Annotated in this window: 17 protein-coding genes and 1 pseudogene; 16 read left to right on the forward strand and 2 right to left on the reverse strand. The window is 54.7% G+C overall.

The features are described 5' to 3' along the window. Nucleotides 1-23: 23 nt before the first annotated feature. Nucleotides 24-590, forward strand: coding sequence for a sigma-70 family RNA polymerase sigma factor (locus WIH05_RS11940; protein ID WP_022273204.1), 567 nt, complete (start codon nucleotides 24-26; stop codon nucleotides 588-590). Then, entirely contained in the window at nucleotides 572-1,354 is a 783-nt protein-coding gene (locus WIH05_RS11945) for a DUF4179 domain-containing protein (RefSeq protein ID WP_215653210.1), read from the forward strand. Before WIH05_RS11940 ends, WIH05_RS11945 begins: the two co-directional genes overlap by 19 nt. Nucleotides 1,355-1,479: 125 nt before the next feature. Here the strand turns inward: WIH05_RS11945 and aroE are convergent, their stop codons facing one another. Beyond that, a complete protein-coding gene (gene aroE / locus WIH05_RS11950; protein ID WP_022273201.1) occupies nucleotides 1,480-2,349 on the reverse strand; it encodes a shikimate dehydrogenase in 870 nt (289 codons plus the stop codon). 138 nt (nucleotides 2,350-2,487) lie between these two features. Here aroE and WIH05_RS11955 point away from each other — a divergent pair, with 138 nt between their 5' ends. After that, nucleotides 2,488-3,021 (forward strand): shikimate kinase, encoded by a 534-nt coding sequence (locus WIH05_RS11955; protein WP_337425432.1) that lies wholly within the window; start codon nucleotides 2,488-2,490, stop codon nucleotides 3,019-3,021. Then, nucleotides 3,008-3,976 carry a LysR family transcriptional regulator gene (locus WIH05_RS11960; RefSeq protein ID WP_022273200.1) on the forward strand — a complete coding sequence of 323 codons (969 nt, stop codon included), beginning with the start codon at nucleotides 3,008-3,010 and terminating at the stop codon, nucleotides 3,974-3,976. The genes WIH05_RS11955 and WIH05_RS11960 overlap by 14 nt, the downstream gene beginning before the upstream one ends. 48 nt (nucleotides 3,977-4,024) lie before the next feature. Here WIH05_RS11960 and WIH05_RS11965 read toward each other — a convergent pair whose 3' ends face one another. Continuing rightward, nucleotides 4,025-4,813 carry a LytTR family transcriptional regulator gene (locus WIH05_RS11965; protein WP_022273199.1) on the reverse strand — a complete coding sequence of 263 codons (789 nt, stop codon included), beginning with the start codon at nucleotides 4,811-4,813 and terminating at the stop codon, nucleotides 4,025-4,027. A gap of 206 nt (nucleotides 4,814-5,019) precedes the next feature. On the opposite strand from WIH05_RS11965, the gene WIH05_RS11970 reads away from it, so the two are divergent. The 12 genes and pseudogenes from WIH05_RS11970 to WIH05_RS12025 all read left to right on the forward strand — a co-directional run. Further along, nucleotides 5,020-6,231: a pyridoxal phosphate-dependent aminotransferase gene (locus WIH05_RS11970; RefSeq protein WP_337425433.1), complete on the forward strand. Its 1,212-nt coding sequence runs from the start codon at nucleotides 5,020-5,022 to the stop codon at nucleotides 6,229-6,231. 17 nt (nucleotides 6,232-6,248) lie between these two features. Beyond that, a complete protein-coding gene (locus WIH05_RS11975) occupies nucleotides 6,249-6,683 on the forward strand; it encodes a RidA family protein (RefSeq protein WP_022273197.1) in 435 nt (144 codons plus the stop codon). A 129-nt stretch (nucleotides 6,684-6,812) separates the two neighbouring features. Beyond that, nucleotides 6,813-7,979: a CapA family protein gene (locus WIH05_RS11980; RefSeq protein ID WP_022273196.1), complete on the forward strand. Its 1,167-nt coding sequence runs from the start codon at nucleotides 6,813-6,815 to the stop codon at nucleotides 7,977-7,979. 51 nt (nucleotides 7,980-8,030) lie between these two features. Beyond that, nucleotides 8,031-8,963 carry a DMT family transporter gene (locus tag WIH05_RS11985; protein ID WP_337425434.1) on the forward strand — a complete coding sequence of 311 codons (933 nt, stop codon included), beginning with the start codon at nucleotides 8,031-8,033 and terminating at the stop codon, nucleotides 8,961-8,963. Between the two features lie 33 nt (nucleotides 8,964-8,996). After that, nucleotides 8,997-11,189 (forward strand): hypothetical protein, encoded by a 2,193-nt coding sequence (locus WIH05_RS11990; protein WP_337425435.1) that lies wholly within the window; start codon nucleotides 8,997-8,999, stop codon nucleotides 11,187-11,189. Between the two features lie 407 nt (nucleotides 11,190-11,596). After that, complete coding sequence (locus tag WIH05_RS11995) at nucleotides 11,597-12,616, forward strand: PDDEXK nuclease domain-containing protein (RefSeq protein WP_022272157.1); 1,020 nt, start codon at nucleotides 11,597-11,599, stop codon at nucleotides 12,614-12,616. Nucleotides 12,617-12,699: 83 nt separating this feature from the next. Further along, nucleotides 12,700-13,029, forward strand: a pseudogene (locus WIH05_RS12000) (relaxase); the annotation flags it as partial. A gap of 172 nt (nucleotides 13,030-13,201) precedes the next feature. Next, nucleotides 13,202-16,153: a translation factor GTPase family protein gene (locus tag WIH05_RS12005; RefSeq protein WP_337425436.1), complete on the forward strand. Its 2,952-nt coding sequence runs from the start codon at nucleotides 13,202-13,204 to the stop codon at nucleotides 16,151-16,153. Nucleotides 16,154-16,315: 162 nt separating this feature from the next. Further along, nucleotides 16,316-17,668, forward strand: a complete 1,353-nt coding sequence (locus WIH05_RS12010; RefSeq protein ID WP_022272420.1) for an MATE family efflux transporter — start codon at nucleotides 16,316-16,318, stop codon at nucleotides 17,666-17,668. Between the two features lie 270 nt (nucleotides 17,669-17,938). After that, on the forward strand, nucleotides 17,939-18,508 hold the full coding sequence (locus tag WIH05_RS12015; RefSeq protein ID WP_215654164.1) for a glycerol-3-phosphate responsive antiterminator: 570 nt from the start codon (nucleotides 17,939-17,941) through the stop codon (nucleotides 18,506-18,508). Between the two features lie 96 nt (nucleotides 18,509-18,604). Continuing rightward, nucleotides 18,605-20,095 carry a glycerol kinase GlpK gene (glpK, locus tag WIH05_RS12020; RefSeq protein ID WP_022272418.1) on the forward strand — a complete coding sequence of 497 codons (1,491 nt, stop codon included), beginning with the start codon at nucleotides 18,605-18,607 and terminating at the stop codon, nucleotides 20,093-20,095. Between the two features lie 20 nt (nucleotides 20,096-20,115). After that, nucleotides 20,116-20,783, forward strand: a 668-nt coding sequence (locus WIH05_RS12025; protein WP_337425439.1) for an MIP/aquaporin family protein, incomplete at its 3' end; no start/stop codon positions are given.

Genomic DNA, 20,783 nt, shown 5'->3' on the forward strand with positions numbered 1-20,783 from the left:
AAGAGGGAAGGAGGAGCAGGCGGATGGAAGAAGCAGAGCTGGTAAGAAAAATGATATCCGGCGATAAAGACGCGTTTGCCGGTTTAATGGAAATATATCAGAAACAGGCTCTGAGAGCTGCGTACCTGATCTCTGGAAACTATGCTGACAGCGAGGATATCGTACAGGAGACCTTTACATCCTGCTATATCAACCGGAAGCAGATCCGGGACCCGGAGGCCTTTAAGGGCTGGTTCTATAAGACCCTGTCCCGGACGGCCTGGAGGGTCTGCCGGAAGGCCAGACGGGAACAGCCTGCAGAGGAAGTGTATCCGGAGGAAAAAGAGGCTCCGGGCGGGCTTTTAAGCCGCGTGATACTGAAGGAGGAGGAGCAGGCCCTTTACCGGGAGATCTTAAGGCTGCCGGTGAAGCAGCGGACCGTGATCATCCTTTATTATTATAATGAGATGACCATAAAGGAGATAGCCGCAGCCTGCGGATGTCTGGAGGGGACCGTCAAATCGCGTCTTTTTCACGGAAAGGCCAGATTAAAGGAAGCCCTGACGAAACAGGATCAAAAAGGAGGCGCCACATGGACGATCTTATCTTAGAAAAAAATTTAAAAGAGACCTTAAATAAGAAGTCAGAGGAAATCGGCGGCTCCCTGGCAGACCAGAGGATCCGTACAAGAGTTTTTGAAGCCATTGAGGAGGAAAAAAATATGAAACATAGGAATTGGAAAAAAACAGCAGTTGCAGCAGCCGCCATCTGTATCCTTGGGACCATGACTGCCGTTGCCGTGGGGCGTCCGGCGTTTATCCTGTCTGGAAGCAGCCGCAATGAGATCGTAAGGGATTATGGACAGGCGGTACAGATGCAGGAGGGCTATGACGGCCGGGTGAAATCTGTGGAGGGCTTTTCCAACGGTTATACCTTTAAGGAGGCAGTCCCCAAACATGAGGAGACCCAGGATGAGGGGAAAAACCGTCTGGACCAGGGCGTGTCCATGGCATTTACCTATGAAAAAGAGGGGATGGAGGACGTGGAGCTTTCCGGAAGCCGCCTCTTTGTGGGGATGCAGGACAAAAGCTCTGCGGACCAGGTCATGACCCTGGAGGACGGCACCGTGCTTTCTTATTCCAGTACGGTCAATAAGTTCGTTCCGCCGGATTATGAGATCACAGAGGAAGAGAAGAAGCTCCAGGAGGAGGGAAAGCTGAACGTGGCCTACGGAAGCGATGAAGTCGAGGTCATGACCTCTGCCTCGGTGACATGGGAACAGGAGGACATCAGCTACTGCCTGTTTACATTTGAAGAGAGTATGAGTGCGGAGGAGCTGCTTTCCATGGCAAAAGAGGTGGCAGAGCAGGAATAGAAATACTCTGCCTGGAACGCCATGGGACGGAAGGAGATCCTGACGTGGAAGAGGTTTTCTGAAAGAAAAGGGGCCGCTGCAAAATAGATGGGAAGTCATCTATAAAGCAGCGGCTCCGCTGCTGTTTAAGAGAAAAACATATTTTTGATCAGGGCCACAGGCATTTCTTTTCCGGTCCAGAGACGGAAGGCCTCGGCTCCCTGATAGAGGAGCATATAGGATCCGTTGAAGGCGGGGAGGCCTTTGGCCCGGGCCATGGAAAGGAGTCGGGTCTCCTTTGGATTATAGATGATGTCGGAGACGATGAGGCCGTCCGGAAGGAAGGCTGCGTCGGGAATGGGGCAGGCATCCTCGCTGGGGGCCATTCCCAGGGAGGTGGCGTTGGTCAGGATCCGGCTCTGGGACAGTTCAGAGCGCAGCCGGTCATGGTCGGAAAAATCGCAGAGGCTGATAATGCAGCCGGTCTTTTTCCTCAGCGCCTCTGCCGTTTCCCTGGCCCGGTCATAGAAGCGGCTGGAGGGCCTTAAAAAGACGGAGATTTCCCGTACTCCGTCCAGGGCCGCCTGGACCAGAATGGCTGTTGCAGCTCCTCCGGCTCCCAGGAGGGTCATTTTTTCTCCGGAAATCTGAAAGCCCGCATCCTTTACAGACTGCATATAGCCTGCGCCGTCGGTATTGTGTCCGGTGAGGACGCCGTTGTCGTTTACGACGGTATTTACAGCCCCTATGAGCCGGGCTGCGGGGGAAAGCTGGTCGCAGAGGGATACCATCCTGTTTTTATCGGGCATGGTCAGATTAAAGCCGCGGGCATTCATGGCCTTCAGACCGTCCACGGCGGCGGGAAGGGTCTCTTCGTTTACGTCAAAGGCCAGGTAGCGGTAGTCCAGGTCCAGGGCCTCGAAGGCCGCATTGTGCATCATGGGGGAAATACTGTGGGCACAGGGGCTGCCAAGGAGGCAGATGAGGCCCGTATGCCCGGTGATGGTATGTTTCATATAAGCCTCCAGATAGATTTAATGAAGCTATTATATCAGCGGAGGGAGAAGATTGCAACGGCAGCCGATCTTTGGTATACTCATGGAAAGGGTCCGCCGGGACGGCGGAAAATCATAGTGAAGGAAGAGCAGAAACAGATGAAATTGGACCAGCATATTTTTTTGATCGGCTTCATGGGCTGCGGGAAGAGCACCTGCGCGGCCTGTCTGTGCAGGATGACCGGCGCAGAGCAGATAGAGATGGATCAGGAGATCGTAAAACGCCAGGGTATGGAGATAACGGAGATCTTCCGGGTCCATGGGGAGGAGTATTTCCGGGATCTGGAGACAGATCTTATAAAGGAGATCGGGAATATGGAGCCCATGGTGGTCTCCTGCGGCGGAGGGACTGTCCTGCGGGAGGAAAACGTGGCCCTTATGAAGGCGGCCGGAAGGATCATCCTTTTAACGGCGGAGCCGGAGACGGTCTTTGACCGGGTGAAGGGGAGTGCAGACCGGCCGGTGCTCAACGGAAATATGAACCTTTCCTATATTAAAGAGCTGATGGAAGCACGCAGGCCCAGGTATGAGGCGGCGGCGGACGCGGCTGTGGCCACAGACGGCCGGACTGCGGAGGAGATCTGTGAAGAGATCCTGGAACAGAGAAAAGAGGAATCCCATGGAGCCCGTTGAATTCCGGGATATGGAATATGTGATGGCGGTCCATGAGGAGCAGAGCTTTTCCGGAGCCGCCAGAAAGCATTTTATATCCCAGCCGGTCTTAAGCCGGGTGGTGCGGAAGGTGGAAAGAAACCTGGGGGTGACGCTCTTTGACCGCAGCTCCATCCCTTTAAAGCCCACGCCCCAGGGGCAGAAGGTGCTGGAATATTTTGAGCAGATGCAGAAGCTCCGTATGGAGCTGGAGCAGTATTGTGAGACCGCCGGACAGCAGGGCGGGCCTGGTCTGACGGTGGCGGCTCCGTCGTTTTTCTGTACCTACGGGCTGCCGCCGGTGATCGCTGCCTTTAAGGAACGGTATCCGGACTGGGAGATCCGTCTGGTGGAGGCCAATGACCGGGACCTGGTGGATTTCCTCCGGGCCGGGGTGGCGGAGCTGGGGATCTCTGCCAATGGAGATACTGCGCCGGATATGGAGTCGGAGGTGCTGAGAATGGAGAACATCATCCTGGCGGTCCCGGCAGGCTTTCCGGTGAACCGGGGGCTGGAGGCGTATGTCCTGGATCCGGTCTGCGGGAACGAGGTTCCGGGAGTCCCTCTGGAGCGGTTTGCGGAGGAGCGTTTTTTATTTATGAAGCCGGGAAACGATATGCGGGAGCGGGGCATGAGGCTCTGCCGGGAGGCTGGATTTTCCCCCAGGATCGTCATGGAGCTGGACCAGATGATGACCGCCTACTATCTGGCGGCTGCCGGAGAAGGGGCCGCCTTCATACGGAAGGAGCTTCCGTATTATGCCGGAGGAACAGAAAAGCTGCGGTTTTACAGGATCGACAGCCGGGAAACGACGAGACCGATCCGGATCCTGCAAAGACAGAGGGGAGAACGGACGGCGCGGCAGAGGGAGTTTGTGGAGTTTCTGAAAAGCTGGGATGGATGGAGCGGCAGAGGGCCGAAGCCTGTCGGCTTATGATCTCCTGTCGCCTGTTATGACAGCCATAGAAGATCTGTGCAGGCGCTCTTATGGCTTGATCTGTATCCGGTCCAGGAGATCATCCCGGATCTTTGTATAATTCAGAGCCGGGATGGGGAGCACGGCCCCAGAGATCAGCTCTGCCTCAAAGCGGCGGATGGCGGTGATATACAGGGTGTTTACATAATATCCCCGGTGCAGGGGATAAAAAATATCAGGAAGCTCCCGGGCGAGATCGCTTAAAGAGCTATTGCAGGAAATGACCTGATCGGCGCAGACGAGCTCGGTCCGCTTATTCTGGCTCTGGACGTACAGGACCGTATAGGGATCGACGAAGATAGTCTGGTTTCCGCTGCGGACTGCTATGCGTTTTCCGGAATGCTGTTTTAAGATCAGACTGCGGACGAACTTCAAGGTATTCAGGTCCAGCTTCAGGGAGGGAGTTTCCCCAGCGGGCACATACTCATAGGAATTGTGGATATGGGACAGCTGGAGCCTGCCTCCGGCGTTCCGGTAAACCAGAGTGAAGCGGGTGATCACGCAGAAAGTCTTTCGCTGGTTCTGGACCAGGATCTGGCCGCAGACCAGGGCAGAAGAAGAATCCAGCGGAACGGGATGGTATTCTTCGGTCAGGATATCCAGGAGAATTCCGGAAAAATCCTTGAAACGGGCCTGGATGGCGTCTCTGCCGAATAACGCCGGTTCCCCGGTGCCCAGATAAATGCTGTCCGGGGAAAGGTATGAAAACCATTTTTCAGGTTCTCCGGCAAAATGGGCGTGGAACAGTTCTTGAGAGAGACAGACTGCCTGTTCGCAGTCGATTTTTGTTTTGGACATAAAAGACCTCCTTCGCTGGCCTTTTATTTTACCAGAGGACTGCGGCCAGCGCAAGTCCGGGAGGGCAGAGGACGCATTTTTTCCCGAGCGCCGGTCCAGGGCGGAGTCATGCGGATCCGGACATAGGCTTATGACGGTCTCTGTATTGGACAGAGTCCGTTTCTGGTGGTATGCTGGAGAAAAGAAATGGATGGGAGGTTTGCAGAATGACGATTCAGGAAAAATTTGCCGGCCTGGGCATTGACAATGCGCCGGGACAGGAGGCACTCCAAAAAAAGGAGGCCCTGGACCTGCGGGGAGAGAAGCTTCTGGGGGCCAGAGTTGACTTTTCCCATGGGGATGTGGACGCTCATATGCCCACGCCAGGGAGCTTTGATGTTTTTAAGGAAGGCTTTGAAGAGGGCGGCAGCCAGGCGTATACGCCGTACCGGGGCAGAAAAAAGATCCTGGACCATGTGGCCGCCAGTCTTTCTGGCTTTACAGGGGCCAGCATCGATCCAGAGGAAAACCTGATCCTGACGCCGGGGACCCAGGGAGCCCTGTTCCTGGCCATGGGGGCCAATATCATGCCGGGAGACAAGGTGGCCATCGTGGAGCCGGATTATTTTGCCAACCGGAAGATGGTGGAGTTTTTCGGCGGGCAGATGGTGCCGGTGGTCCTGGAGTATGAGAACGAGGGCGGACGCGCCGGGATCAGCCTGGAATCCCTGGAGGAGGCGTTTAAGGACGGCGTGAAGCTGTTCTTATTCTCCAATCCCAACAATCCGGTGGGCTGTGTCTATTCCTATGAGGAGATCACAGGGATCGCGGCTCTGGCAAAGAAATATGGAGTGACGCTGATCGTGGATGAGCTGTACTCCCGCCAGGTGTATCCTGGCGTTCCCTATACCCATCTGTGTGCCCAGAAGGAGATCCCGGAGAACTTGATCACGATCCTGGGGCCGTCCAAAACAGAATCCTTAAGCGGCTTCCGCCTGGGAGCGGCCTTTGGAACGGCGGAGATCATTGAACGGATGGAAAAGCTCCAGGCCATCATGGCCCTGCGGTGCAGCGGCTATAACCAGGCAGTATTCCTGACCTGGTTTCATGAGCCGGAGGGATGGCTGGAGGCCAGGGTCAGGGCCCATAAAGAGATCCGGGACGCGGTCATGGAGGTGATCCGGGACGTGCCGGGCGTTTCGGCAAAGCCCACAGAGGGCGGAAGCTATCTGTTTGTGACGATCCCGGAGCTGGATGTATCCATTCACCAGTTCATCCGTATCGTCCGGGAGCTGGCGGATGTGATCGTGACGCCGGGAACCGAGTTCGGCCCCCAGTATGTCCACCAGTTCCGCATCAATTTCTCCCAGGATAAGGAGAACGCAGCGGCGGCCATGAAGCGGCTGTTTGCAGTCATGGAGCGGTACAGAAAACAGTAAATAGGGAGGAAAAGACAATGGGAAAAGAAGCAAATCCGATCCCCCAGGGGAAATACGTTCCGGCCGTCCGGTTCGGAGATCTGGTATTTACGGCGGGGATGACTCCGAGAAATAATGGAGTCCTCATAAAAGAGGGGAAGGTCCTCTGTGCAGACGCCATTGAGGATTACAGGGATGCGGTGCGCCAGGCGGCAAGAAATGCCCTGACAGCGGCAAAGAACCGGCTGGAGGAGGGCGAGGAGATCGCCGGGATCCTGTCAGTCACCGTGTATGTGAATGCAGAGGAGGGCTTTACAAAGCAGTCGAAGATCGCAGACCTGGCTTCAGAGTATTTCTGCGAGGAGTTAGGGGAGGCCGGAGTCGGAAGCCGCGCCGCCGTGGGTGTGGCGTCTCTGCCTGGAAATGCGCCGGTGGAGATCTCCATTGTGGCGGGTGTGAAAAAGAACCATTAGAAAAGAAAAATCATGGATGTAAATGGAACCGCCTGGGAAGATCGTCCGGGCGGTTTTTGTAAATGCAGGGCTGTGAAAATACTTGTGCTTTTTCTCTCTGCCAGTTACAATAAACGGAAGGAGGATGATATGGAAAAAGGAAAACGGATCCTTCTGACACTCTTATTTGTGATCCTGGCAGCCATGGGGATCATGGCCGGGACCTTTCTGGCAGGCGGAGGCTTAAAGCCGCGGCCGGGAGTGGACAGAGGAGAGAGAGAAACAGCCCAGGCGTACCCAGAGCCATCAGAGGGGCAGACAGCCGGGGCAGAGGCTGGACAGGAAATAAAGGACAGCCAGGAAATAAAGAACGGACAGGAAACAAAGACCAGCATCCGGCTGGAAACGGCGGCAGAAGAAACGGAGATGGAAACGGATGCGGACGTGCCGGAGGAAGCCGGAGGGGAGAGCGGGGAGCCGTGTACTCTTTTATTTGCCGGGGACGTTTATCTGTCGGAGCATGTGCTGGGCGCGTACAGCCGTGCCGGAAATATCACCGGAGTCCTGGACCAGGGGATCCTTAAGGAGACTCTGGGAGCGGATATTTTTATGGTAAACCAGGAGTTCCCGTTTACAGACCGGGGAACAAAGGCGGCAGATAAGCAGTTTACCTTCCGTCTGCCGCCGGAAAAGGTGTCCATACTCACGGAGATGGGCGTGGATCTTGTGACCCTGGCCAATAACCACATCCTGGATTTTGGTCCGGAGGGGATCACCGACAGTATAAAAGCCCTGGACGGGGCGGGGATCCGCCATGTGGGGGCAGGAGAAAACAGGGACCAGGCGGAGCGCCTGGAGATCCTGGAGGTCCATGGAAAACGGATCGGGTTCCTGGGGACGTCCCGGGTCTATATGTCCGCTGACTGGGCGGCGGGACCGGACCATCCCGGTGTGTTTTCCACCTATGATCCGGCCCGGGCCCTGGAGGCCATAAAGACGGCCAGAGGCCAGTGTGATTACCTGGTGGTCTACGTCCACTGGGGCGTGGAGCGGGAGACAGAGCCAAAGGATTACCAGAGGGCCATGGGCCGCCAGTATATCGACGCCGGGGCTGACCTGGTCATCGGAAGCCATCCCCATGTGCTGCAGCCGGTGGAATACTATAATGGAAAGCCCATTGTGTACAGCCTGGGGAATTTCGTGTTTGGCAGCAGTATTCCCAGCACCATTCTGTTTAAGGTGGTGCTGGACGGGGAGGAGATCCAGGTGACGGAGATCCCGTGTACCTCTTCCGGCGGATACACAAGGCTGAAATAAAAATATAGGCGTATGAAAATGCATGGAAAGCAGAAGAAGGGAGAACGGAGCATGGAACGGAAGACTATGGGAACACAGGCGGGAGTCCTGATCACGATCCTGGGGGGAGCGCTCTGGGGGCTATCGGGGGCCTGCGGACAGTATCTGTTTGAGTATAAGGGCGTGACCTCGGGGTGGCTGGTGCCGATCCGCCTGACCATGGCCGGCCTGACCATGCTGCTGTATTATATTTTTAAGGAAAGAGGAGCGGCCTTCCGGATCTGGAAAAAGGGCAGGGACGCGGCGGAGGTGCTGATCTACGGGATCGCCGGTCTCATGCTCTGCCAGTATACATATTTTGTCACCATCGAGCTTTCCAATGCCGGAACGGCCACTGTGATCCAGTACCTGTCTCCGGTGCTCATCATGGTGCTGGTGTGCTTTATGGAAAAGCGGCTTCCCAGGGCAGTGGAGGTCCTGTCCCTTATCCTGGCCATATCGGGGATCTTTCTGATCGCTACCCATGGAAATGTCCATCAGATGGTGATCTCCAGGGAGGCCCTGGTCATGGGGCTTTTGTCGGCGGCCACAGTGGTCCTTTACAATATGCAGCCCCGGCGGCTCATGGCCTATTATCCCACAGCATACCTTCTGGCCTGGGGAATGACCATCGGCGGGATCGTCCTGGCCCTGGTCTTTCAGCCATGGAGATACCGCTATACCCTGGATCTCCCCTTTCTTCTGGCCCTGGGGGCCATTATCTTTCTGGGGTCCATGGCGGCCTTTACCCTGTATATGCAGGGGGTAAAGCTCATCGGCCCGGCCCGGGCCAGTCTCTACGCCTGTGTGGAGCCCATTGCGGCCACGCTGCTGTCGGCTGTGTGGCTGAAGGCGCCGTTTAAGCCCATTGATTTTCTGGGTTTTTCCATGATCATTGCCACGATCCTGATACTGGGATATGGAGATCTGAAGAAGGGGAACGGAGCTTCTGTGCAAAAACGTTAGACAGGCGGCAGGAATGCTGATATAATAAAAATTATGAACGAAACAAAGCAGGGGACAGCCTGCGGTCACCGGCACACGGAAGACTGTTATAAGCTGGCGGAACACTGCATTCATGTGCATACGGATGACTGTTACCCGCAGGATGACACTTCTGACAATACGGCCACTCCGGCTGGCGCAGAGCGGCGGGAACCGACAGAATGTACCCACCGGTGCAGCGAGGACAGCGGCTGTGTGAAGCAGGTGCTGGACTGCCGCCACGAACACGACAGTGAGTGCGGCTATACTCCTGCCACAGAGGGAACTCCCTGCACCTATGTCTGCGGGACCTGCCATTCCCAGGAGAAGCCCCAGGCCGGCCAGGATCAATGTATCTGCACAGAACCCTGTACCGGGGATAAGATCAACGAGGATTGTCCTGTATGCAGCGAAGATTTCGCCGCCTGCAAAGGCCTGCTTCCCGCTGCACCGCCCGACGCTCTGGCGGTCACTCCGGAGCAGGTGCAGGAAATGATCGACGACCTGCCCACAGCGGAAGAATTGCAGGCCATGACAAAGGAGGAACAGCAGGAGGTCTACGCCGATTTGCAGGCAGCCTATGACGCTTATGAGGCTCTCACGGACGGGCAGAAAGCAGAAGTCACCGGGGCAGGGATTTTTGAAAGCCTGTTTGGTGTGTTCAATGGAATGATAAATGCGGCTGCTGCTGCCGGTGGCTTTGAAGTGACTGGCGGCACATCGGGGAACGACTACGCCTACGCCGACGGCGTCCTGACCATCAATAACGGTGCAGAGCTGACGATCTCCACCAACGGACAGACGTCTGACCGTATTGTGATTGACAGTGGTGCAAAGGCCACGGTCATCCTCAACGGTGTGAATATTGGCGGAACATTTGATAATGAAGAAAGCGCTATTGATGTAAGCAGCGGCGCAGCTTTAAACATTATACTTCAAGCAGGATCCACCAATACAATAAGCGTTGATTATTCTAAAGTGGATGAAAATAATCCGGGGATTCATGTTCCAAAGGACGCTGTGCTTGTTATCCAGGGAAAAGGTTTTCTGTCTGTAATGGGAGGCACAGGAACGATCGGCATGGGCAGCGTAGGGATAGGCGGGAAAAATGGAAAAAGTACCTGGCCAGCCGGAATGCGTGGCCCAGGTGAAGATTGCGGCATGGTCGTGATTCTTGGGAAAAACGTAGAGGTAGAGGGCAGTCAAGGAGAAAATCCCATTGGCGGAGGGTTTGGATTTACAGACGGACGACCTAGCCAGTGGGATGACGGCCAGGGTATCCGGCCCACCGACGGCGGCAGCTATGAGGTCTGGGGCAGCCTGACCCTGCCTAAGTATCCCGCCAGCTATACCATTCCAGAGGGCGTAACGCTGACCATTCCTGATGCTAGAAGCTTAAACATTCCCGAAGGCGTAACTCTCACCAACCACGGCACCATCACCGGGGATGGGCGACTGGAAGGCGTGGGTACTTTAACTGGGGACGGTGTTGTTACTGTTAGTTTGAACCTCTTTTATGACCTGGCGGAATATACCGTGACCGTGGAAACGGAGGGGCAGGGCACTGCTTCTGCTTCCCCTGCGTCTGCGGCGATGGGAGAAACCGTCACGCTGACGGCAGACGCAGCCAGCGGCTATTATTTCAAAGGATGGGAGGACGTTGCCGGAGGTGTTATCATGAACGGCGGCCGGTTTATCATGCCGGGGGAAAATGTGATCGTAAAAGCAGTGTTTGAGAAAGACGTCGGCAATGGCGGCTCTTCCGGCGGCGGAAGCTCTTCTTCCGACGACTCCGACAGCTCCGACGACTCCGATGGCTCCGGCGGTTCCGGAAGCCCGGATACCTGGTCAGTACCGGCAGGGACCTGGGTCCGGGATCAGACTGGCTGGTGGTACCGGAAAGCCAACGGCACCTATCCGGTGTCCTGCTGGCAGAGGCTGGCTTACCAGAATACGGCAGAATGGTATCGTTTTGACGAGAGAGGCTATATGCAGACCGGCTGGTTTACCGACGCAGCCGGACGGACCTATTACCTCCATGTGGTTTCTGATGGAAGACAGGGCTATATGTACACCGGCTGGCACCAGATCGGCGGCGTATGGTACTATTTCCGGGAGATCCAGGACAGCACTGAAGGGGTCCTTTATAAAAACAGCCGCACCCCGGACGGCTACTGGGTCGATGAAAACGGCGTGTGGGAGCCGTAAGGCAGCAGAGCATTTACAGCACGGTCCATCATACCTCCAAACCCTGGGCCTTCCCCGTATGGAGGATGGGGCCGGCGCTCATCAAGCCCTTGTGGAGAATCCCGGCGCATTCTGGCCTCCGTCTGTGTAATGCGGAACAGGTTTGCGCCTGATTCCTCACTATCCATGTGATCCAGTATCTTCTGGTCTTTAGAAAGTTTTTCCGGGCATGAATATCGGAAACACGCAGGCCATCCTCCGATCCACTGCTGGAACGCAGGATTTTTCTATATTTGGGATTTCTGCTCCCTTTCATCCAGTTTTCAAGGAAAAAATATATCATGAAAAATAATGATATGAAAGGATGAACAAGAAGCTCCTTTTGTGGTACAATATTTTAATAGCACCCACAGTGAGGAGGGTACAAAATGGATAACAATTTGCAAATAAATCAAAATGCAGAACAGACCTATCATTCTATTCGCCAGTCTATTGTATCAGCACAGCATAAGTTAAGTGCTGCGGTGAACTACGCAATGGTAATAACCTACTGGGAAATTGGGGAACAGATTTATAAAGCGTGTGGAGAAAATGACAGAGCAGCATACGGAAAAAATTTGTTGGACTATCTTTCAGCTCAATTGACTGTTGAGTTTGGAAAAGGTTTTGACAAATCAAATCTTCGTAAGATGAGGCAGTTCTACTGTACATTCCCAATTCGAGACACACTGTGTCTTGAATTGAGTTGGTCACATTACCGCCTTTTGATGCGTGTATCAGATGAACAGGCACGAACCTTTTATATGGAGGAATGTGTAAAGTCTGCGTGGAGCGTCCGACAGTTAGAACGGCAGATCAACACGATGTACTATCAGAGAATTTTAGCAAGCCAAGACAAAGCAGCTGTTTCAAAAGAAATTCAAACAACAGAACCGAAACCTGAATATGAAAAAATAATCAAAGATCCTTATGTGATGGAATTTTTGCAGATTCAGCCAGATACCCATGTATATGAAGGTGAGCTGGAACAGGCATTGATTGACCACCTCCAGCATTTTCTTCTGGAACTGGGACGAGGATTTTCTTTTGTAGCACGGCAAAAGCGGTTTACACTGGATGGACAGGATTTTTTCATCGACTTAGTATTTTACAATTACATTTTGAAATGCTTTGTTCTGATTGATTTGAAGATGGGAAAACTGACCCATCAGGATCTGGGACAAATGCAGATGTATGTGAACTATTATACCCGTGAAATGATGAATGAGGGAGATTCACAGCCTATCGGTATTGTCCTTTGTGCAGACAAGGGCGACTCTATTGTAAAGTACACGCTGCCGGAAGATAATCACCAGATATTTGCATCAAAATATTTTACTTATCTGCCGACAGAAGAAGAATTGAAGCATGAATTAAATTTGGACGATTTTTATAAGCTGGAAGAATGATATGGGTGCTAACAACAAAATCTGTCCGAATTGTGGCAGGAAAATGAAACAGCAGTTTATTGGTTTGGCTGCACAGAAAGTCGGGCGATCAGGCAAAGCCTTCTTGCCGGGAGCTGCTTCGTGTGGCGATTGACAACGCATGATCACAAAGTCCTGTTGACTTTGAGGAACTGCTGAAAGAGTCTGGCTGTGAGGTATCAAAGCGCGGAAAATCGTATCGCCTGAAGCTCCCAGGCTGGGAGAAAGCCGCCCGCCTGGACAGCCTGGGCGAAGGATATGGATTGGAGGATTTGCAGGCAGTTCTCTCCGGGAAGAAAGTGCATATCCCACGAAAGAAAACTGTTACACAGGCAGAGCCGCCGAAGGTCAATCTGCTGGTGGACATTCAGGCAAAATTGCAGGCAGGAAAAGGCTGCGGCTGCCACGGCACATCACAATGAGCTTTATCCTAAAATTCCTATGCGATAAAGTTTATATGAACCGAGAGCAACAGCATCTCGACCAACGCCTCCTTTTATGGTATAATTTAGCATTATGCAATCATGAATGGAGGCGCTTTTCATGGGCGGACAGAAGCCTGAAGGAATGAAAAAACATATTTGTACGGGTCTGTTGGCCCATGTGGATGCGGGAAAGACCACCCTTTCCGAGGCCATCCTATATACCACCGGGACCATACGGAAGCTGGGGAGAGTGGATAATAAGGACGCTTTTCTGGATACATATCAGCTGGAACGGGCCAGGGGGATCACGATCTTTTCCAAACAGGCAGAGCTTACACTGGGAAATACGGCGGTGACTCTCCTGGATACGCCGGGCCATGTGGATTTCTCGGCAGAGATGGAACGGACGCTGCAGGTGCTGGACTATGCGGTCCTGGTGATCAACGGGGCGGACGGCGTCCAGGGCCATACGGAGACCCTTTGGCGTCTTCTGAAGCGGTACAGGATCCCGGTGTTCCTGTTCGTCAATAAAATGGACCAGCCGGGAACGGACCGGGAGGCGCTGCTTTCCGGATTAAAGCGCCGTCTGGACAGCGCGGTAACAGATTTTACGGGAGTGATGGCTGGAACGGACGGGATTCTTTCATACAGCGGAGACAGAGAGAACGGAGAGGAGATTTTTGAGGAGATCTCCATGGCCGGGGAGGAGCTTCTGGAGGAGTATCTGGAGCGGGGGATCCTGTCTGTGGACCCGGTTCGCCGGGCTGTGAAGGAGCGGCGGCTGTTTCCGTGTTATTTCGGGTCGGCCCTGAAGCTTACGGGCGTGGAGGAGTTTTTAAAGGGATTTGAGACCTTCACCGCCGGGACCGGGTATTCCCGGGAATTCGGCGCGCGGGTCTTTAAGATATCCCGGGACAGCCAGGGAAACCGGCTGACCCATTTAAAGATCACCGGAGGAAGCCTGAAGGTAAAGAGCTTTCTGGATCAGGAGCAGACGGAAAAGGTCAACCAGATCCGGATCTATTCAGGGGAAAAGTTCGAGTTGGCCAGTGAGGCGGAGGCGGGCTGTATCTGCGTGGTCACAGGTCCATCAGATACCCGCCCGGGACAGGGCTTCGGTGTGGAGAGATCGGGGAAGAGCCCGCTTCTGGAGCCGGTACTTACCTACCAGGTGATCCTTCCCGATGGGGCAGATGCCCATGTAATGCTGAAAAACCTCCGGCTTCTGGAGGAGGAGGATCCCCTGCTCCATATTGTCTGGGATGAGACTCTGGGAGAGATCCGGGCCCAGGTCATGGGGCAGGTGCAGATGGAGATCCTGAAAAGCCAGATCCTGGAACGGTTCGGCGTGGAGGTGGATTTCGGGACTGGAAATATCGTATATAAGGAAACCATCCAGCGGCCAGTGGAGGGAGTGGGGCATTTTGAGCCGCTGCGCCATTATGCGGAGGTCCATCTGCTGATGGAGCCTCTGGAGCCGGGAAGCGGCCTGGTGCTGGGGTGTGACTGCAGCGAGGATCTTCTGGACCGGAACTGGCAGCGACTGGTGCTGACCCACCTGGAAGAAAAAAAATACCGGGGGACTTTGACTGGCTCAGAAATCACGGATATGAGGATCACTCTGACGGCGGGCCGGGCCCATATTAAACACACAGAGGGCGGCGATTTCCGTCAGGCCACCTACCGGGCTGTGCGGCAGGGGCTTAAGGAGGCGGGATGCCGCTTGCTGGAGCCGTATTATGAATTTATTCTCGAGGTGCCGGAGGAGTCGGTGGGCCGGGCCATGGCAGACATTGACCGGATGTATGGGAAATTCCAGGCGCCGGAAACAGGAAACGGCATGGCGGTGCTGACCGGGAGCGCTCCGGCTGCCTGTATGCGGGATTATCAGCGGGAGGTGACCAATTATACCAGGGGAAGGGGACGGCTGTCCTTAAGCCTCAAGGGATATGAGCCCTGCCATAACCAGGACGAGGTGGTGGAGGCCATGGGCTATGATTTTGACGGGGATCTGGCAGATCCGGCAGGATCTGTATTCTGTTCCCACGGAGCCGGAGTGGTGGTGCCCTGGGATCAGGTGAAAAAGCATATGCATGTGCAGACGCCTCTGGATAAACGGAGGGCCGCCGGTGTGGATCTTCCGGACCGGAAAGAACGGGAGGACGAAAGCTCCGGAGCCGGAGTCCCGGAGGGACGGTCAGGTGCCGGGGCAGGCGGAGGCCGGAGCAGCGCAGCAGGCACTGGCGGAGGAGCCGGAAGGCTGTCGGCGTCGTATTATGAGGACAGGGAGCTGGAGGAGATTTTTAAGCGTACCTACGGGGAACCGAAGCGCAGCTATCCGCCGGGAAATGCCCTGGGTCAGAGAACGGCCGAAGCCCGGAGTACAGGCGGCCCGGGCCACAGGACTGGCGGTGGGCAGAGGACAGACGGACCAGGCAGGAAGACGGATGTGGGACGGCCCAGGTCATCGGGAACAGCCCGGGCGGACGGAAAAACCGGCCGGGGAGCAGAAGCGGCAGATACCAGCTCCGGCACAGAGGAGGAATATCTTCTGGTGGACGGCTACAACATTATTTTCGCCTGGGAGGAGTTAAGCGAGCTGGCAAAGGTGAACATCGACGGCGCCAGATACCGGCTCATGGACATTCTGTGCAATTACCAGGGCTATAAAAAATGTACGCTGATCGTGGTCTTTGACGCATATAAGGTGGAAGGAAACACCGGAGAGGCCATAAAATATCACAATATCCATGTGGTATACACAAAGGAAGCAGAAACGGCAGACCAGTATATTGAAAAGCTGGCCCATAAGATCGGCCCCCGGTACCGGGTCACAGTGGCCACCTCAGACGGTCTGGAGCAGCTGATCATCCGGGGCCAGGGCTGTCTTCTCCTTTCAGCCAGGGATCTGAAGGAAGAGGTGGACTATGTGGAAAGCCAGATCGCAGATGAGCAGGGGCGGTTAAAATCCCAGCAGAGGAACGGGAAAAATTATCTGCTGTCCCATGCGGACGGCGAGCTGAGAGAATACCTGGAAACGGTACGGCTGGGAAATGCCGGGACGTCTGGCCGGATTGACAAAGAAAAACCGTGATGCTATACTGGAAACAGTTCATCGGAGGGCTTGTAAACGCATTTACAAAGCTGGATAAGATGCCAGGGGACCGCCTGGTATTTTATCCGGCTTTTTATGTTATAGGAAGGTTCTTGTTTGGGGGTCTCTGGTGGGATGCAGAAGATCAAGGAGGAAGATACAATGGAAAAAACAGCAGATTTTACAGAGGGGAGGATCCTTTCCAGGCTTTTGAGGTTTGCCTTGCCGGTGCTGGCAGCTCTGTTTCTACAGGCCATGTACGGCGCGGTGGATCTGATGGTGGTGGGGCAGTTCGGAGCGCCCACAGACGTGTCGGCGGTCTCCACCGGCAGCCAGATCATGCAGACGGTAACGTCACTGATCACGGGACTGGCCATGGGGATCACGATCCTGGTGGGCCAGAAGATCGGGGAAAAGAGGCCGGAGCAGGCTGGGGATGTGATCGGGAGCGGGATCTGCCTCTTTGGAGTCCTGGCGGCAGTCCTTACGGTCTTAATGATCCTGGGAGCAGGCTTTCTGGCAGGGCTTATGCATGCGCCGGATGAGGCCTTTTCCCAGACCGTGGATTATATCCGGATCTGCTCCGCCGGGGCCGTGTTCATCATCGCCTACAATGTCCTGGGCAGCATTTTCCGCGGCATAGGGGATTCCAGGATGCCTTTATTTACCGTGGCCGCCGCCTGCGTCTTTAACATCGGAGGAGACCTTCTCCTGGTGGCCGGCTTTCACATGGGGGCAGCCGGAGCGGCCCTGGCCACGGTGGCAGCCCAGGCGGCCAGCGTCCTTTTGTCCCTGGCAGTGATCCGGAGGAGGACCCTGCCCTTTACCATTGGAAAAAAGAACCTGCGGTTTGAGAGACGGCTGGTGGGAAGGATCCTGGCTCTGGGAACGCCCATTGCCCTCCAGGATCTGCTGGTCAGCATTTCCTTTCTGGTGATCCTGGCCATTGTCAATTCCATGGGCGTTATCGCCTCGGCCGGCGTTGGTGTGGCAGAAAAGCTCTGCGCCTTCATCATGCTGGTGGCGTCGGCCTACATGCAGTCTATGTCAGCCTTTGTGGCCCAGAATATGGGGGCGGGGAAGCCGGAGCGGGCGAAACGTGCCCTGCTTTACGGGATCGGAACCTCCCTTATGGCCGGGGTGACCCTCTTTTATTTTTCGTTTTTCCACGGAGATGCCATGGCGGGGATCTTTGCCAGGGACCCGCAGGTGGTGGCTGCGGCTGCCGATTATCTAAAGGCATACGCCATCGACTGTATCCTTACGTCGTTCCTGTTCTGCTTTGTGGGATATTTCAATGGATGCGGTAAGACCTTTTTCGTTATGGTCCAGGGGATCGTGGGAGCCTTCTGTGTGAGGATCCCTGTGTCCTGGTTCATGAGCCGCATGGCCGGAGTGACGCTTTTTAAGATCGGTCTGGCAACGCCCTGCTCTTCGGCGGTTCAGATCCTGCTCTGCGCGGCCTATTTTATCTGGCTGTCGGGACGGAGCAGGAAACACAGGACATCCGCGTAAGAATTTGGGGCAGAATGCATAAAAACGGAAAGAGAAAATGGACGGAAATGAATGAAAACGCCTATAAACGTCCATAAAAAAGAACGGATTGTAAAATATGCGCAAAATGCGAAAAACATATTGATATTTTTTGTGCGATATGATATGATGAATTTAAGTTAAAAAGGTGCTGAGAGATGAGAGCATAGTGCAAACGGTAAGAAAACCGGGTTGGTTGCTATGCTCTTTTTTTATCACCTGCCGGAAGCGGCAGACAGCGGGGGGAGTCCGATGGAAATGAAATTTTATGATTATCTGGATGCGAATCCAGTGATCGCCGCCGTAAAGGATATGGACGGCGTAAAGAAATGCTGTGAACGGGAAGAGATAAAGATCGTATTTATCCTGTTTGGAGACGTCTGCAGCATCTGCCGGATCGTGGAGGAGTTAAAGGCCCACGGAAAGGTCGCCATGGTCCATATGGATCTTGTAAGCGGTCTCAGCGGAAAGGAAGTGGCCGTGGACTTTATTAAAAAGAATACCAGGGCCGACGGGATCATTTCCACAAAGCCTGCCCTTATCAAGCGGGCCAGGGAGCTGGATCTCTATACGACCCTCCGGGTGTTCGTCTTGGATTCCATGGCCTTTGAAAATATTGAAAAGCAGATGGGACTTGCAAGGCCCGACAGCATCGAGATCCTTCCGGGGCTGATGCCCAAGGTGATCCGCCGGGTGGCAAGGCTCGTAAAGGTTCCGGTGATCGCCGGAGGGCTGATCTCGGAAAAGGAGGACGTGATGGCTGCTCTGTCGGCCGGGGCGATCTCAGTGTCCAGCACAAACCAGTCTGTCTGGTCCGTATAGGGGTGAAAGAGTCCGCCGGAGGCGGATACAGGAAAGGGTATTGATAACGGATAGATACGGGGAGTATGTATCCAGGGTATATAAGGAGGAATTTTTATGGCAAAGTATGTAATGGCATTTGACGCGGGGACCACCAGCAACCGGTGTATCCTTTTCAATGAAAAGGGCGAGATCTGCAGTGTGGCCCAGAAGGAATTTACCCAGTATTTCCCGAAGCCGGGATGGGTCGAGCACGATGCAAATGAGATCTGGTCCACCCAGCTGGGCGTGGCCGTGGAGGCAATGTCCAAGATCGGTGCATCCTCAGAGGACATCGTGGCCATCGGTATCACCAATCAGCGCGAGACCACCATCGTATGGGATAAAAATACGGGAGAGCCGGTCTACCACGCCATCGTATGGCAGTGCCGCAGGACCTCAGAATACTGCGATACCTTAAAGGAAAAGGGTCTGGTGGACACCTTCCGTGCCAAAACGGGACTGGTGATCGACGCATATTTCTCTGGAACCAAATTAAAATGGATCCTGGACAATGTGGAGGGCGTCAGAGAACGGGCAGAAAAAGGCGAGCTGTTATTCGGAACCGTGGAAACATGGCTGATCTGGAAGCTGACTAAGGGAAGAGTCCATGTGACCGACTATTCCAACGCGTCCCGTACCATGCTGTTCAATATCAACACCTTACAGTGGGATGACGAGATCTTACAGGAATTAAACATCCCGAAATGTATGCTTCCGGAGGCAAAGCCGTCCAGCTGCATTTACGGGGAATCCGATCCCCAGTATTTCGGCGGCCCGATCCCCATCGGCGGCGCGGCAGGAGACCAGCAGGCGGCTCTGTTCGGCCAGACCTGTTTTAATCCCGGCGAAGCGAAGAATACATACGGCACCGGCTGCTTCATGCTGATGAACACCGGAGAAAAGCCGGTATTTTCTAAGAACGGACTGGTAACGACCATTGCCTGGGGACTGGATGGAAAGGTGAATTACGCCCTTGAGGGCTCCATCTTCGTGGCGGGCGCAGCCATCCAGTGGCTCCGCGATGAGATGCGTCTCATCGATTCCTCACCGGATTCTGAGTATATGGCCAATAAGGTAAAGGATACCAACGGCTGCTATGTGGTTCCTGCCTTCACAGGCCTGGGTGCTCCCCACTGGGACCAGTACGCCAGAGGCACCATCGTGGGCATTACCCGCGGCGTCAATAAATACCATATCATCCGTGCCACACTGGATTCCCTGTGCTACCAGACCAACGATGTATTAAAGGCCATGGAGGCCGATTCCGGGATCCGCCTGGCAGCCCTTAAGGTGGACGGCGGAGCCAGCGCCAACAATTATCTGATGCAGACCCAGTCAGATATCATCAACGCGCCGGTACAGCGTCCCCAGTGCATTGAGACCACGGCCATGGGTGCCGCATACCTGGCGGGCCTGGCAGTGGGCTACTGGAAGAGCAAGGAGGACGTGATCAAGAACTGGGCCATCGACCGTACCTTTGAGCCTGCGATCTGTGACAAAAAGCGGAAGGAAATGGTGGACGGCTGGGATAAGGCAGTGAAGTATTCCTTTGGCTGGGCCAAATAAATGAATGGAGGCGGAAGAATATGATGGCATATATTGCAGAATTTATCGGGACCATGCTCCTGATCCTTTTGGGCGACGGCGTTGTCGCCAATGTGACCTTGAATAAATCCGGAATGAAGGGGGCCGGTTCCATCCAGATCACCTTTGCCTGGGGCCTTGCGGTCATGATCCCGGCCTTTATCTTCGGAGCGGCCTCCGGAGCGCACTTTAATCCGGCATTGACCATTGCCCTTGCTGTGGACGGCAGTCTCTCCTGGGGGCTGGTACCCGGCTACATCATCGCACAGTTTGCCGGTGCCTTCGTGGGCGCCTGCCTGGTATACGCCCTGTTTAAGGACCAGTTCGACGCCACAGAATCTGCGGCCACGAAGCTCGGCGTATTCTCCACAAGCCCGTCGGTCCCCAATATGGGCCGCAACATCTTAAGCGAAGCCATCGGGACCTTCGTTCTGGTATTTGCCATCAAGGGGATCGCACAGGTTCCCGGACTGGCAGCCGGACTTGACAAGTTCCTGGTATTCGGGATCATCGTATCCATCGGTATGTCCTTAGGCGGACTTACAGGCTATGCCATCAACCCGGCCCGTGACCTGGGACCCCGTCTGGCCCACGCCGTTCTTCCCATCAAGGGAAAAGGCGATTCCAACTGGGGCTACGCGCCGGTGGTCATCCTCGGACCGGTGATCGG

The organism is Alitiscatomonas sp., assembly GCF_037242085.1.
Classification (GTDB): Bacteria; Bacillota; Clostridia; order Lachnospirales; family Lachnospiraceae; genus Alitiscatomonas; species Alitiscatomonas aceti.

Excerpts from the sequence above, each read along its gene's own strand:
- glpK (WP_022272418.1), top strand. The coding sequence starts at position 18,605 with ATGGCAAAGTATGTAATGGCATTTGACGCGGGGACCACCAGCAACCGG.
- WIH05_RS11960 (WP_022273200.1), top strand. The coding sequence starts at position 3,008 with ATGGAGCCCGTTGAATTCCGGGATATGGAATATGTGATGGCGGTCCAT.
- aroE (WP_022273201.1), bottom strand. The coding sequence starts at position 2,349 with ATGAAACATACCATCACCGGGCATACGGGCCTCATCTGCCTCCTTGGC.
- WIH05_RS12010 (WP_022272420.1), top strand. The coding sequence starts at position 16,316 with ATGGAAAAAACAGCAGATTTTACAGAGGGGAGGATCCTTTCCAGGCTT.
- WIH05_RS12005 (WP_337425436.1), top strand. The coding sequence starts at position 13,202 with ATGAAAAAACATATTTGTACGGGTCTGTTGGCCCATGTGGATGCGGGA.
- WIH05_RS11985 (WP_337425434.1), top strand. The coding sequence starts at position 8,031 with ATGGAACGGAAGACTATGGGAACACAGGCGGGAGTCCTGATCACGATC.
- WIH05_RS11995 (WP_022272157.1), top strand. The coding sequence starts at position 11,597 with ATGGATAACAATTTGCAAATAAATCAAAATGCAGAACAGACCTATCAT.
- WIH05_RS11940 (WP_022273204.1), top strand. The coding sequence starts at position 24 with ATGGAAGAAGCAGAGCTGGTAAGAAAAATGATATCCGGCGATAAAGAC.
- WIH05_RS11990 (WP_337425435.1), top strand. The coding sequence starts at position 8,997 with ATGAACGAAACAAAGCAGGGGACAGCCTGCGGTCACCGGCACACGGAA.
- WIH05_RS12015 (WP_215654164.1), top strand. The coding sequence starts at position 17,939 with ATGGAAATGAAATTTTATGATTATCTGGATGCGAATCCAGTGATCGCC.
- WIH05_RS11975 (WP_022273197.1), top strand. The coding sequence starts at position 6,249 with ATGGGAAAAGAAGCAAATCCGATCCCCCAGGGGAAATACGTTCCGGCC.
- WIH05_RS11945 (WP_215653210.1), top strand. The coding sequence starts at position 572 with ATGGACGATCTTATCTTAGAAAAAAATTTAAAAGAGACCTTAAATAAG.
- WIH05_RS11955 (WP_337425432.1), top strand. The coding sequence starts at position 2,488 with ATGAAATTGGACCAGCATATTTTTTTGATCGGCTTCATGGGCTGCGGG.
- WIH05_RS11970 (WP_337425433.1), top strand. The coding sequence starts at position 5,020 with ATGACGATTCAGGAAAAATTTGCCGGCCTGGGCATTGACAATGCGCCG.
- WIH05_RS11980 (WP_022273196.1), top strand. The coding sequence starts at position 6,813 with ATGGAAAAAGGAAAACGGATCCTTCTGACACTCTTATTTGTGATCCTG.
- WIH05_RS11965 (WP_022273199.1), bottom strand. The coding sequence starts at position 4,813 with ATGTCCAAAACAAAAATCGACTGCGAACAGGCAGTCTGTCTCTCTCAA.